Source organism: Phycicoccus avicenniae (assembly GCF_050496545.1).
Taxonomy (GTDB): Bacteria; Actinomycetota; Actinomycetes; order Actinomycetales; family Dermatophilaceae; genus Phycicoccus; species Phycicoccus avicenniae_A.
Genome location: NZ_JBNVZV010000042.1, coordinates 1 through 12,962, shown reverse-complemented (window position 1 = coordinate 12,962; position 12,962 = coordinate 1). Strand labels below are relative to the sequence as shown.

Annotated in this window: 11 protein-coding genes; 1 reads left to right on the top strand and 10 read right to left on the bottom strand. The window is 73.9% G+C overall.

The window, feature by feature from the left end; genetic code table 11:
• Positions 1-15 precede the first annotated feature (15 nt).
• Genes ACQZ2A_RS20855 through ACQZ2A_RS20810 form a run of 10 tightly spaced genes read right to left on the bottom strand, consistent with a single transcriptional unit; the run spans position 16 to position 12,049 of the window.
• Positions 16-741, bottom strand: a complete 726-nt coding sequence (locus ACQZ2A_RS20855; protein WP_430214785.1) for a sulfite exporter TauE/SafE family protein — start codon at positions 739-741, stop codon at positions 16-18.
• A 30-nt stretch (positions 742-771) separates the two neighbouring features.
• Entirely contained in the window at positions 772-2,199 is a 1,428-nt protein-coding gene (locus ACQZ2A_RS20850) for an NAD-dependent succinate-semialdehyde dehydrogenase (RefSeq protein ID WP_430214784.1), read from the bottom strand.
• A 47-nt stretch (positions 2,200-2,246) separates the two neighbouring features.
• On the bottom strand, positions 2,247-3,359 hold the full coding sequence (locus tag ACQZ2A_RS20845; protein ID WP_430214782.1) for a M24 family metallopeptidase: 1,113 nt from the start codon (positions 3,357-3,359) through the stop codon (positions 2,247-2,249).
• The gene (locus ACQZ2A_RS20840; protein ID WP_430214780.1) at positions 3,349-5,646 is read right to left on the bottom strand and encodes a TIM-barrel domain-containing protein; all 2,298 of its coding nucleotides are present in this window, start codon (positions 5,644-5,646) and stop codon (positions 3,349-3,351) included. The genes ACQZ2A_RS20845 and ACQZ2A_RS20840 overlap by 11 nt, the downstream gene beginning before the upstream one ends.
• A 2-nt stretch (positions 5,647-5,648) precedes the next feature.
• Positions 5,649-6,464 carry a carbohydrate ABC transporter permease gene (locus tag ACQZ2A_RS20835; protein ID WP_430214779.1) on the bottom strand — a complete coding sequence of 272 codons (816 nt, stop codon included), beginning with the start codon at positions 6,462-6,464 and terminating at the stop codon, positions 5,649-5,651.
• A gap of 10 nt (positions 6,465-6,474) precedes the next feature.
• Positions 6,475-7,434: a carbohydrate ABC transporter permease gene (locus ACQZ2A_RS20830; RefSeq protein WP_430214777.1), complete on the bottom strand. Its 960-nt coding sequence runs from the start codon at positions 7,432-7,434 to the stop codon at positions 6,475-6,477.
• A 2-nt stretch (positions 7,435-7,436) separates the two neighbouring features.
• Entirely contained in the window at positions 7,437-8,759 is a 1,323-nt protein-coding gene (locus ACQZ2A_RS20825; RefSeq protein WP_430214775.1) for an ABC transporter substrate-binding protein, read from the bottom strand.
• A complete protein-coding gene (locus ACQZ2A_RS20820) occupies positions 8,752-10,206 on the bottom strand; it encodes a hypothetical protein (protein WP_430214774.1) in 1,455 nt (484 codons plus the stop codon). The genes ACQZ2A_RS20825 and ACQZ2A_RS20820 overlap by 8 nt, the downstream gene beginning before the upstream one ends.
• On the bottom strand, positions 10,203-11,093 hold the full coding sequence (locus ACQZ2A_RS20815; protein ID WP_430214772.1) for an aldolase: 891 nt from the start codon (positions 11,091-11,093) through the stop codon (positions 10,203-10,205). The genes ACQZ2A_RS20820 and ACQZ2A_RS20815 overlap by 4 nt, the downstream gene beginning before the upstream one ends.
• A gap of 53 nt (positions 11,094-11,146) precedes the next feature.
• On the bottom strand, positions 11,147-12,049 hold the full coding sequence (locus tag ACQZ2A_RS20810) for a PfkB family carbohydrate kinase (protein ID WP_430214771.1): 903 nt from the start codon (positions 12,047-12,049) through the stop codon (positions 11,147-11,149).
• Between the two features lie 100 nt (positions 12,050-12,149).
• Between ACQZ2A_RS20810 and ACQZ2A_RS20805 the strand changes: the two genes are divergently transcribed.
• On the top strand, positions 12,150-12,950 hold the full coding sequence (locus ACQZ2A_RS20805) for a DeoR/GlpR family DNA-binding transcription regulator (RefSeq protein ID WP_430214770.1): 801 nt from the start codon (positions 12,150-12,152) through the stop codon (positions 12,948-12,950).
• The last annotated feature ends 12 nt before the right edge of the window (positions 12,951-12,962 follow it).

Here is a 12,962-nt window from a genome sequence, read left to right as displayed (position 1 = left end):
GTCGGTTCGCCGGGCTCACCAGGCCAGGGCACCCTTGACGACGGTGAAGGTCGCGCCGGCGAGGGCCAGGCCGACGGCCAGCCGCCGGGCCGCCGCGTGGTCGACGTGCCGGGCCAGCCACTGGCCGCCGAGCAGTCCCACCGCGAGCCCACCCAGGGAGACCGCGAGCGCCTCGGCGGGCAGCCGCGGAAGCCCGCCCTTGGCCAGCAGCGAGGCGCAGTTGGTGACGATGGAGAAGAGCTGGAAGGTCGCGACGAAGCGGCGGTGCTCCCACGACGTGCTCACGGCGTACAGGACGATCGCCGGCCCGCCGACCCCGGCCGTCACGTTCATGAACCCGCTCGCGCCGCCCGCCACGACCGCCCCTCCACGGCCGCGGAGGATGCGCGCGCGCTCGCTGAGCACGACCGCTCCGAGCGCCAGGATCACCAGGGTGCCGATGACCACCATGAGCTGCGGGGCGGGCACGTGCCGGGCCACCCACGCGCCGGGCGGGATGGCGACCAGCGCCGGCACCGCGAGGAGCAGCCCGCGCCGCCACTGCGCGTCCCGCCAGTGCGCGGCGAGGACGACGGCGCTCACGAGCAGCCCGAGGAGGTTGGCGAGGAGGACGCCCTCGAACGGCCCGGCGACGAGGACGAGCAGGGGTGCGCAGACGAGGGCGAAGCCGATCCCGGTGACCCGCTGGGTCAGGGCGCCGGCCATCACGCTCAGCGGCAGCAGCACGAGCTCGGTGCTCACGCGCCCGGGACCTCCGGTGTCGGCACGGGCTTAGAGACCGAGCGCGAGGTAGCGCACGTCCTCGAACTCCTCGAGCCCGAGGGAGGCCCCCTCGCGGCCGAGGCCGGACTGCTTGACCCCGCCCATCGGCGCGAAGGCCACCGACGGCAGTGCGTTGTTGACGCCGACGATGCCCGCCTCGAGCCGCTCGCCGAGGCGCCAGCAGCGCGCGACGTCGGAGGACCACACGTAGGCTGCCAGGCCCATCTCGGTGCGGTTGGCCCGGGCCACGACCTCGTCGGTGTCGCGGAAGCGCAGCACCGCGGCCGCGGGCCCGAAGACCTCCTCGCGGGCGATCCGCGCCGTGTCGGGGACGTCGGTGAGCAGGGTCGGGGCCAGGTAGGTCCCGTGCTCCGGCAGCTCGCGCTCGGCGGTGAGCCGGGAGGCACCGAGGGAGAGCGCCTCCTCGACGAGCGCGTCGACCGCCTCGACCCGTGAGGTGTCGATGACGGGGCCGAGGTCGGGGCAGGGGTCGGCGAGCCCGTCACCGACGACCATCGCGTCGACCCGCGGGACGAGCCGCTCGAGGAAGGCGTCGTGGACGTCCTCGTGGACGTAGAAGCGGTTGGCGGCGATGCACGACTGGCCGGTGTTGCGGAACTTCGCGAGGAGCGCGCCCTCGACCGCGGCGTCGAGGTCGGCGTCCGGGAAGACGACGAACGGCGCGTCCCCGCCGAGCTCGAGGAGCGGGCGGACCACCCGGCGCGCGGCGCCGGTCATGATCTCGCGGCCGACGGGGGTCGAGCCGGTGAAGGTGACCGCCCGGACCGCCTCGTGGTCGAGGAGGGCCTGGGTCACCTCACGGGCCGGGCCGTGGACGAGGTTGACCACCCCGTCCGGGACGCCGGCGTCGACCAGCGCCCGGACCATCCCGGTCACGGCCAAGGGGGCCTTCTCCGAGACGCGGGCGACGACGGTGCAGCCGGCCGCGAGCGCCGGCGCGAGCTTGCGGGCCTGGATGGAGCAGGGAAAGTTCCACGGGGTCAGCGAGGCGACGACCCCCACCGGCCGGCGGATCGACAGGTGCCGGCGGTCGGCCGCCTCGTGGGGGAAGACCTCGCCCGAGGGGCGCCGGGCCTGCTCGGCGAACCAGCGCAGGTACTCGGCGCTGAAGGCGATCTCGCCGACCGCCTCCGGGAGGCGCTTGCCGGCCTCTCGGGCGAGGAGCAGCCCGAGCTCGTCGGCCCGCTCGGCGAGGAGCCGGGAGGCCTCGAGGAGGATGTCGGACCGGCGGCGGGCCGGGAGGTCGGACCAGGCGCCGAAGGCCGACGCGGCGGCGTCGGCGGCCCGGCGCGCGGTGCCGGCGTCGCCCCAGGCGACCTCGCCGACGAGCGACCCGTCGGCCGGGTTGGTCACCTCGAGCGCGCTCTCGCCCTCCTCCCAGGCGCCGGCGACGAGGTGGGCTGCGGTGGTGGTCACGAGGGGTCTCCTGATCGAGGGGGTGGGGTGGGGCACGGTCGGGGTGGTCATCGGACGAGGACGTCGGGGCGGCGGCGCCCCCCGACGTCGAGGGTCGGCCAGTCCTTGTCGGCGACCAGCGGCCGCGGGCCGCCCGCGAGGACGAGGGTGGTGTCCTCGACCTTCCATCCGGCCGCGCTGGGGTTCCACGCGACGACGCTCCCGTCCTCGAGGACGACGTCGCTGTCACGGTGGGCCGGGAACTCCCGTGGCACGAACCCGCTCAGGCCGCCCTGGTGGTGGCGGTGCCACTCGTCGGCGGCGAAGCCCTGCTCCGCGTAGGCCGCGCAGCCGGCCGCGGCGACGTCGCCGAGCCGGGCGCCGACGACGGAGGCGTCGAGGAAGGTCTGCTCGACGCGCAGCAGCCGCTCGTAGGCGCCCCGCTCCGCCGCCGGGACCTCACCGAAGGAGACGATGCGGCTGACGCTCGCGACCAGCCCCTGCCGTCGGCCGCAGGCGACGAGGAGCACCCGCTCGCCGACGGGCTCGGCGAGCGGCAGCGGGTGGCGGTGGGCCTCGAGGTGCGGCGCGCCGCCGATAAGGAGCACGACGGGGTCGAGCCCTCGGTCGAGCAGCTCGCGGGCGAGGACGCCGGCGGCGGCGTAGCCCGTCGACGTCGGCTCGACGACCCGGGCGGCGGCGGTGGCGGCCGCCGCCGCGTCGCGGCAGACCTCGGCCATCGTGGCCTGCTGCACGCTCGTGAGCCGCCTCCGCAGGGCCGCGAGCCCGTCTGCGGCGGAACGGAGCTCGCCGGCGGGGCGGTCGGCGGCCACCCGGTCGCCCGTCGGGAGCCGGGCGTCCCGACCCTCCCACCAGGGCACGACCTCCCACGCGACGTCGACGGTGCCGTCGAGGCCGGCCAGCTCGGTGTCGCGCAGCCGCGGCGCCTCGATCGCGTTCGTCACGACGACGAGGCGCGGGTCGCCCTCACCCGCGAGATGCACGACGACGTCGAGGCAGGCGGTGTCGAGCGTCTGCGGGACGTTGACCCGCGCGCCGAGCAGCCAGGTGAGGTTGGCCGGCTCCCGCAGCACGAGGGTGTCCACGTCGAGCCGGGTGGCGAGGTCGCGCAGGGCGACCAGCTTCTCGCCGAGGTCGGCCCGCCGGGGGTCAGCGGCCATGGCGCACCGGGTCGGCCGCGAGCGTGGCCGGTCGCCCGTCGAAGCCGGTGGGCGCGGCGGCGGCGAGGTCCTCGGGCGTGACGTCGCCGTAGGCGTGCAGCGTCCACTCCCGGCCCGCGAGGTCGTCGACGCACCGGACGGATGCGTCGACCTCGACCCGTGGCAGGACGGCGCCGCCCCGCACGAGGACCGGCATCGACTCCAGCGGCACGTCGACGGTGTGGAAGCCGGGCCCGACGTACCGCGAGTCGTCGTGCAGGTCGAACCACTCGCCCTCGGGCACGAAGAAGGTGCGCCGCACCGGATCCGGCCCGTCGTCGAAGACCGGGACGACGAGGAGGTCGCGGCCGAGCAGGAAGGCGTCGTCGACGCTGCGGGCGACCCGGTCGTGCGGGAAGTGGAAGCCGAGCGGGCGCATCACCGGCCAGCCGTTCGCGGCGGACTCGCGGGCGACCTGCCAGAGGTAGGGCAGCAGCGAGTAGCGCAGCCGCACCCAGTCGCGGCAGACGTCGAGCGCCCGCTCGCCGAAGGCCCACGGCTCGCGCGGCCGCAGCCCGTGGGCCCGCATCAGCGGGGAGAGGGCGCCCATCTGGGTCCAGCGGACGTAGAGCTCCGGGCTCAGCTCGGGCCCGAAGAAGCCGCCGATGTCGTGGCTCCAGAAGCCCGGCGCGCTCATCGCGTAGGAGAGACCGCCCCGGACCGTCGCCTGCATCCCGGCGACCGTCGACTCGGCGTCACCGCCCCACTGACCGGGGTACCGGTGCGAGCCCGCCCAGCCGCTGCGGCCCCACACGAGGGGCGACCGCCCGGTGAACTCACGGATGGCCTCGGAGACGGCGCCGTTGTAGCGCAAGGGGTAGAGGTTGTGCGCCTGGTGGGGCGGCGTGCCGTCGAAGAGCGCGACGTCGTCGGGCAGCGCCTCACCGAAGTCGGTCTTGAAGACGGCGACCCCGTCGGCGAGGAACTCGCGGTGCATCTCCTGCCACCACCGCTTCGCCGCGGGGTTGGTGAAGTCGACGAGGGCACGCATCCGCCCGTCGGGCGTCGGCGTCTTCTGGATGCCCGCGAGGCTGCCGTCGAGGCGCCGCACGAGGTAGCCCGCCCGCTCCGCCTCCTCGAAGACCGGCGAGGCGGGGTCGAGGTAGGGCAGCTCCCAGACCGAGAGCCGTAGGCCCTGCTCGGCGAGGTCCTCGACGAGCTGCTTGCGCTGCCCGAACCGCTCCTCGTTCCAGATGAAGTCGGTGTTGAGCCGGTCGACGACCAGCCAGTCGGGGTCGAGGTGCAGGACGTCCATCGGCACGGCGTGCTCGCGGGTGCCGCGCGCAACCTCGAGCACCTCCTCGCGCGAGTGGTAGCGGCAGCGTCCCATCCAGTAGCCGAAGGCCCACGGCTCCGGCACGTCGGCGCGGCCGGTGAGGGCGGTGTAGGCGGACAGCCGCGCGGCGGGCTCCTCCCCGGCGACGACGTAGAGGTCGACGGCGGCGTCGGCCACGCCGAGGGAGAGGACGGAGGGCCGGGAGTGACCCACGTCGGCGGTGACGACCGCGCCGGTGTTGAGGAAGCCCGTGTAACCGAAGGAGCTGTGCCACAACGGGACCGGCTTGTACGCGAGCCCGGTTCCGGTGCCGCATGCGTCCTCGCTGCGCAGGGTGAGGAGCTGGCCGTTCTTGACGAGCCGGCCGAACTGCTCGCCGAAGCCGAGGACGTCCTCGTCCGGCCCGAGCTCGAGGTTGAGGGTCGTCGTGCCGTCGCTCGCGACGACAGATGGCGCGGTGAGGAGCCCGGCGACCTGGCGCAGCCGGTCGGCGGTGCGCAGGACCGTCGCCCCGGTGGCGCGGTCGAGCAGCCGGAGGGTGAACGGCGCCCGCCCCACCTCGAGGCGCAGGGCGGGCGTGGTCACGACGACCCGGTCGGCCTCCTCCTCGGCGGCCAGCGGCTGCGGGTCGGGGCCGGCGTCGACGACGATGCCGAGGCCGGTGCCGTCGTCGGCGAGCGTCGGGTCACCCGCGGGGGCGAGCACGAGACGCAGCGTGCCGGGCAGCGGGGCGGCGACCACGACCTCGAAGGGCCGGACGTCGGTGGGCGGCAGCTCGATGTCGGGCAGGTTCGGCATCTGCGTCTCGACGCCCTGCTCCTCGAGCGGCTCGCCGGTCAGCCAGCCGGGCATCATCCCGAGCTGGACGCCGGGCAGGGCGTCGACGGCGAGCCGGACGCTGTGCCCGTCGGCCTCGGCGCCGCGGACCCGGCGCAGGAGGACGGATCCGGTGGTGCCTTCGGTGTGCGTCATGCTCAGCCCTTCACGGCGCCGGCGGTGATGCCGGCGACGAAGTAGCGCTGCAGGAACACGTAGGTGATGACGATCGGCGCGGAGGCGACGACGACACCGGTGAACAGCAGCGGGTAGTCGGTGAGGAACTCGCCCTGGAAGGACAGGAGGGCGACGGGGATGGTGCGCTTGTCGGCCTCGTTGATGAAGAGCAGCGGGTAGAGCAGGTCGTTCCAGTGGATGACGAAGAGGAAGATCGCCGTCGCCGCGAGCGAGGGGACCGACACCGGCACGACGACCGAGCGGTAGGTGCGCCACGGCCCGGAGCCGTCGACGGCCGCGGCCTCGAAGAGCTCCTTGGGGAGGGTCTTTAGGAAGCCGGTGAGGATGAAGACCGCGATCGGCAGGGTGACGACGATGTTGATGAGGACGAGCCCGAGGAGGCTGTTGGTCAGCCCGAAGGTCTCGAACTGGACGTACTGCGGGATCATGTTGGCCTGCGCCGGCACGGCCATCCCGAGGACGATGAAGCCGAAGAGCAGCCCGCTCTTCCAGCCCCGGGTGCGGCTGATGCCGTAGGAGGCCAGGCTCGCGACGAAGAGCGTGAGCGGCACCGACAGCGCGGTGACGACGACGCTGTTGCGGAACGCGACGCCGAGGCCGGACTCCCCCACGACGGTCTGGTAGTTGTCGAGCTGCCAGTCGGTCGGCGGCGCGAACGGCGAGGCGAAGAGGTCCTGGCTCGTCTTGAAGGATCCGAAGACCACGACGACGAGCGGGACGAGGACGAGCACGGCGTAGACGCCGAGCACGGCGCGACGGGTCAGGGTGTAGGTCACGGTTCTCTCCTCACGCGTCCGGGCTGCTGGCCTTGACGGCCCGGCGCTGGAGCCAGGTGATGGTGGCGATGAGCGCCATGAAGACGAGCGACTCGGCTGCGGCGTAACCGAAGTCGGAGTTGGCGAAGCCCGAGTAGATGCGCGTCGACAGGATGTCGAGCGAGCCCTTCGGCGGATTGCCGCCGAGACCGAGGATGAGGTCGAAGGCCTTGAACGACTGGACGGTCGTGTAGGCCATGACGACGGCGGTGGCCGGGGCGACCATCGGCAGGGTGACGTGCCGGAACTGCTGCCAGCGGGTGGCGCCGTCGGTCTGGGCCGACTCGTAGAGCTCGGCGGGGATGGCCTGCAGCCCGGCGACGTAGATGATCATCATCTGGCCGACGTGGAACCACACCTGGGTGAGCGCGACCCAGTAGATGGCCTGGGAGTCGTTGCCGAGGAAGGCACCCTGGAAGCGGTCGAGGCCGAGCGCGCCGAGGACCGAGTTCACGAGACCGAAGTTCGGGTCGTAGACGAACTTCCAGACGAAGGCGACGCTGACGCTGGAGAGGATCGTCGGGAAGAAGAAGATCGACCGCAGCGCCACCGAGGACTTGCTGTTCTTCGTCAGGAAGACGGCGAGCGCGAGCGAGAACACGGTCTGCACGACGACCACGACGAGCATGAACTTGAGGTTGTTGAACAGCGCGTTGCGGAACAGGCTGTCGTTCGTCGCGATGTTCGTGAAGTTGTCGGCGCCGACGAACGCGGCCGTGGGGCTGAAGCCGTCCCAGTCGGTGACGGCGTAGACGACGCCCTGGACGGTCGGGACGACGAAGAACGTCACGTAGAGGAGCAGCGCCGGCACCGGGAAGAGCCACAGCGCGGGGTGCGGCCGGTTCGGGTCGCGGCGCCCCCCGGTGCGGGCCGGGGTCCGGTCACCCGGGCGGGCGGCCGCCGGGGTCTGCGGGGTGAGGGTGGTCGACATGGTCAGCGCAGCTTCTGGTCGATGACGCCCTGGGCCTCGGAGGCCGCCTGGTCCGGGGACGTCCCCGACACGACGGCGACGCACGCGGCCTCGACGGCGGCGCGGATGTCGAGGTCGTTGAACTGGAAGCGCGGCGCGAGCATCGTCTTCTTCTCCAGCCACGGTGCTGTGTGCTTCAGGTCGGCGTTGGTGTAGTCGACGTCCTTGACGGTGACGTGCTGGGCGGTGCCGTTGGCGTACGTCGCGGCGTTCACCGGGTCCGAGAGGAACTCCAGCCACTTCAGGGCCGCCTGCTGGCCCTCCCCCGCGGCGTTGACGCCGAGGATGAAGGTCGCGTTGTACACGCCCTCGTAGCGGGCCTTGTCGGCCGCGACGGTGATCGGCGCGACGAGCCCGATGGGGAACTCTGCGCCGAGCTTGCGGACGGCGCTGACGTGGAAGGACCCCGTGGCGAGCATCGCGGCCTTCCCGCTGGCGAAGAGCTGCTGGAGGGGCTCGGAGCTCGTGCCGGTCGAGTTCGGCTCGAAGTACGGCGCGAGCTGCTTGTACTGGCCGAGCACCTGGAGGAACCAGTCGTCGGTGACCTTGCCCCGGCCGGCCTCGATGTCGGCGAAGGCGGTGTCGGTGGGCATCGCGTTCATGACCATCGAGTTGATGAGCTGACCCGAGTTGGCCGGCTCGCCGCCCGGCCACGCGATGGGGACCAGGCCCTTGCCCTTGAGGGCCTCGCACAGCGCGAGGAAGCCGTCCCAGTCCTTCGGGGCCTCGGAGATCCCGGCCTGCTCGAAGGCGTCCTCGTTGTAGATCGGCATGTTGAAGACGAGCTGGTACGGCAGGCCCATCTGCGCTCGGCTCGGCGCCTGCCCGGCCTTCACGAGCTCGGCGAAGTAGCCGTCGACGAAGGGCTGGGCGCCGAGGCCGGCGTAGATGCCCGCCTTGTTCATCGCGACGAACTGGGCGCCGCGGAAGGCCACGAACGCGGTGCCGATCTGGCCGCCGCGGATCTTCTGGAGAGCGGTGCTCTGGTAGTCGTTCGAGGGCGCGACGTCCTGGACCACGTTCGCGTCGGGGTTCTGCGTGCGGAACTCGGCGATGAGCGTGTCGAAGACGGCCTTGTCCTCGGCCCGCCAGTGCGCGAACGAGACCGTGCCGGTCGCCTTGTCGGCGGAGACCGCGGGCAGGACGGCGGCCTCGGCACCGGCGGAGGCACCGGTGCCGCGCCCGGTGATCGTCGGACCGACGCAGGCCGAGAGGGCGCCTCCGACGCCGAGGGCGCCGAGACCGGACAGCAGCCGGCGGCGGGTCGTGGTGCGCGGGTCAGACATCGTCGTCTCCTTCGGTTCCTGCGGTGGTGTCCCAGTCCACGACGGCGATGTCGAGCAGGTCGGCGACCGCTCGCAGCTGCGGGCGGACGTCGGTCCAGGCGATGACCGTGTGGTGGGGGAAGCCGCCGGTCACGAGACCGGTGACGAAGGTCGGGGCGTCGGCGGTGAGGCGGACGGCGGCGGTGTTGCCCTGGAAGCGGTTCGGCTCGGACACCGACTCGCCCGCTGCGAGCAGGAGGCGCAGCCGGCCGGGCCGCTCGGGGTCCTCGGTGAGCCGCGCGAGGCAGACCGGCCCGGTGCGCAGGGGGAAGTCGCCGGCGACGCCGAGCTTGCGGTTGCAGTGCGTCGCCTGGGTGGCCTGGGCCGGGTCCGCGGCGAGCGAGGTGGCCGCGGCGCCGCAGTGCCACAGCCGGACGACGTTGTCCTCGGCGACGAGCTCGACGGTGTCGACGAGGTAGGTCGTGCCCGCGCCGAGGGCCTCCATCAGGAGCATCGTCACGGCGCCGTACACGTCGCGCTCGCACGCGGTCGGGGTGCCCTCGTCGGCGACCCGCGAGAGCGAGGAGCAGGGGCAGGCGCCGAGCTCGGTCGGGAACTCGGGCCAGCAGCGGATGGCCAGGCCGGAGAGCGACCCGACGTCGCGCCAGTCGCGCATCGCCGTGGTGATCCGGGCCGAGGTGAGGGCCTGGCCGGCGTCGACGGCGGCGAGGCTCGGCTGGGCGGCGAGCGCGGCGTCGTGCTCCTGCCGGGCCGCGGCGTCCTCGACCTCCTCGATGCGCGAGAACATCCGCTCCACGGTCAGCTCCTCGACCTCGAGGCCGAACAGCTCGGTGAGGAGGTCGCCGTCGTAGCGGCTCGGGGTGAAGCCGGGGGGCGCGTCGCCGACGAGCCCGAGGCGGCGGCCGCGCAGGCCGGCGAGCGCAGGCTCGACCTCGGCGCGGTCGGCGCGCGGGCCGCGCGTCGTGGGCACCGGGACGACCGGCGGGAGGTCGCCGGCCAGGGCGGCCGCGAGCGTGGCGCGGGTCTGCTCCTCGTGCGGGTCGCCGAGGAGGAGCCGCGGGGTGCGCCCGGCGTGCACGACGAGGGCGTGGCCGAACAGGTTGGCGCCGCACATCGAGTTGAGCCACAGGCGGTCCCCGACCGGGCCCGGCTCGCGGAAGGACCACAGGAGAACCGGGGTGTCGAGGTCGCCGTACAGCTCGAGGGCGGGGGTGGCGTCGGAGAACGAGGCACACACGTTGACGACGAGGTCGGCGGGCTCGGCGACGAAGCGCTTCGCGGCGGCGACGTCCTCCGGCGTCATGACGAGGCCGACCGGGCCGGTGACCTCGGCGCCGAGGTCGACGAGCAGGGAGCGCGCCTCGGTGGCCAGCTTCTCCGCGACGTCGACGGCGAAGGTCGGGCGCGCGGTCGCCACGAGGACGACGCGGGGGGCCCGGGCGCTCATCGGCGGACCAGCCCGTCGACGATCCCCGCGAGGTGCTGCAGGCGCGGGACGGAGACCTCGTGGAGGTCGCGCTCGACGTCGTCGCTGCCGATGACCGAGGCCCACACCGCGCGCCCGGCGAGGAAGCCCGAGGCGCCCTCGCGGCAGGCGAGCTCGACGGCCCGCGGGAAGAGCTCGGCCGGGACGCCCGAGGAGAGGACGACCCACGGCGAGGAGACGGCCTCGGTGATCTGCGCGCAGGCCCGGCGGATGTCGTCCTCGGCGCCCTCGCCCTTGCGCGGGACCTCGGCCTTGTAGAGGTCGGCGCCGAGCGAGCCGAGCTCACGCGCGGCCTCGACGACGCAGCCGTCCCAGTCCCACTCGCCGCCGCCGCGAGGGGCCTTGGCCACGGGCTCGATGATGCTGACGAGGCCGGCCACCCGGCAGCGCTCGACGAACTCCTCGACCATCGCGACGCGCGCGGCGGCCGGCTCGTCTGGGCGGTGGATCACGAGGAGCTTCATCGCGACGGCGCCCTGCTCGCGGACGGCGGCGGGGTCGACGCCACGGTCGATCTCGACGGCGGTGACGAACTCGCCGTTGCCGGCGACGAAGTGGTCGGCCGCGGCGATGAGCCCGCACGAGGGGGCGACGGCCTGCGCGTCCACGACGGCGTCGAAGGCGAACTGCTTGTCCACGAGGACGGCCGAGGCGTGCGGCGTGAGGATGCGGGTCGCGGCGACCTTGAAGTCGCGCAGCCGCTCGTCGGTGACCGGTGCCTCCTGGTGCTCGGCGAACATCGCGCGCATCGCCTCGCGCTGGTCGACGGCCAGCATCGCGAACCCGCCGCCGGGGCGGGCGACGGCGTCGAGGCCGAACCGGGTGGGGGTCGAGGTCGGGTCGGTCATCGGGGTCTCCTGGGCTGCGGGGTCGGTGGTGGTGGTCGGGCGGGGTGACGGCGTCACGAGTGGGCGGGAGCGAGTGCGGCCCGGACCTCGTCGAGGCCGGGGATCCGCGAGCGCCCGTCGAGTCCGCGGCAGGACAGCGCCGCGGTGACGTTGGCGAAGGCGAGCTGCTCGGGGAGCGGGAGGCCGTGGACGACGGCGGTGACGAGCGCGCCGTGGAAGACGTCGCCCGCGCCGAGGGTGCTCACGACGTCGACGCGGTGGGCGGGGGCGTGCGCCGCGCGCCCGTCGGCGGTGAGGGCGGAGGAGCCGCGCGAGCCGTCGGTGGCCACGACCGTGCGGGCGCCCTCGGCGACGGCGGCCGCGAGCAGCTCCTCGACCGCGAGCCCGGTGCCGTACCGCCGGGCGAGGGCCTCGACGGTGGGGACGTAGAGGTCGACGGCCGCGAGGTCGAGGCCGGGGACGTCGTTGCCGGCGTCGAGGGAGAGGAGCTGCCCGGCCCGCAGGAGGCCGGAGCGCCGGAGCGGCTCCCAGCCGGCGTGGTCGGCGTGGACCACCGGTGCGGCGGCGAGGACGTCGGCGCCGCGCGAGACGTCGACGCGCGGGGCGGGCCGGTTGCAGATGGCGCGGGTGCCGCGGCTCCGGTCGACGACGACGACGCTCGCCGCGGTGGCGGTGCCGGCGGCGACGCTGACCCCGCTGACGTCGACGCCCTCGGCGCGCAGGCCGTCGAGGACGGCGCGGCCGTTGTCGTCGTCCCCGACCGTGCCGACGAACGCGCTGCGCACGCCCATCCGCGCGGCGACGACGGCGGAGGTGGCGGCCGGGCCGCCGCCCGCGTAGACCACCTCGTCGGCGACGACGCGCTCGTCGGCCCCGGGGAAGCCCGGGACGAGGGCGATGGCGTCGAGGGTCGCGACGCCCACGAAGACCGCGTCGAGGGTGCTGCCACCGGTCATGCGCTCCGGACTCCTTCGTCGGGGATCGATGTTGGAACTTTATCGGGAAATGTTGGAAAGTCAACAGATTGGTGTCGGTAACTCCCGTATGCTCGTGTCCGTGCCCGAGACGATGCCCACGACCGACGACGAGCGCCCCTCGAGCGCCGCCGACCGACGCCGCTGCATCCTCGCGAGCGTCGAGCACGCTGGGTTCGTCTCCGTCACCGAGCTGACCCGCCGGCTCGGCGTCTCGGACATGACCGTGCGCCGTGACCTGCGCAAGCTCGCCGGCGACGGCCACGTGCGTGTGGTCCACGGCGGCGTGAGCGGGCTGCGGCCGGCCCTGCACTCCCCCGCGTTCACGAGCCGTTCCGAGGACCACGCGCCCGGCAAGCGGGCCATCGGCGCGGCGGCCGTGCGGGCCCTGGCCCCCTCGGCGACCGTCGCCGTCGACGCCGGCACCACGACGTACGCGGCGATGCAGGCCCTGCCCCAGGACTTCCGCGGCACCGTCGTCACGCACTCCGTGCCCGTGATGCAGCTGGCCCTGGCCCGGGGCATGAGCCGGCTGGTCGGCCTCGGCGGCGAGCTGCTGACCGACAGCCAGGCCTTCGTCGGCCCGCGCACCGTCGAGGCCACCCGCGGGCTGCGCCTCGACACCCTGCTGCTCGGCGCGGCGGCGGTCGACGAGCAGGGCATCTACGTCTCCACCGACCACGAGCGGCCCACCAAGCTCGCGCTCATGGCGATCGCCCAGCGCACCGTCCTGCTCGTCGACGAGAGCAAGTTCGTCGGCTCGGCGCCGGTCCTCCTCTGCGGCTGGGACGCCGTGACGGGTGTCGTCACCGACGCACCCCCGCCGGAGCCGCTCGCCCGCCGCCTCGAGACCCTGCCCGAGGGCGTCCTCGTCGCCGGCTGACCCCACCCCTCC

Bases quoted from the DNA above. Each gene is read 5' to 3' on its own strand.
- ACQZ2A_RS20845 (WP_430214782.1), bottom strand. From the start codon at position 3,359: ATGGCCGCTGACCCCCGGCGGGCCGACCTCGGCGAGAAGCTGGTCGCC.
- ACQZ2A_RS20840 (WP_430214780.1), bottom strand. From the start codon at position 5,646: ATGACGCACACCGAAGGCACCACCGGATCCGTCCTCCTGCGCCGGGTC.
- ACQZ2A_RS20830 (WP_430214777.1), bottom strand. From the start codon at position 7,434: ATGTCGACCACCCTCACCCCGCAGACCCCGGCGGCCGCCCGCCCGGGT.
- ACQZ2A_RS20825 (WP_430214775.1), bottom strand. From the start codon at position 8,759: ATGTCTGACCCGCGCACCACGACCCGCCGCCGGCTGCTGTCCGGTCTC.
- ACQZ2A_RS20820 (WP_430214774.1), bottom strand. From the start codon at position 10,206: ATGAGCGCCCGGGCCCCCCGCGTCGTCCTCGTGGCGACCGCGCGCCCG.
- ACQZ2A_RS20815 (WP_430214772.1), bottom strand. From the start codon at position 11,093: ATGACCGACCCGACCTCGACCCCCACCCGGTTCGGCCTCGACGCCGTC.
- ACQZ2A_RS20810 (WP_430214771.1), bottom strand. From the start codon at position 12,049: ATGACCGGTGGCAGCACCCTCGACGCGGTCTTCGTGGGCGTCGCGACC.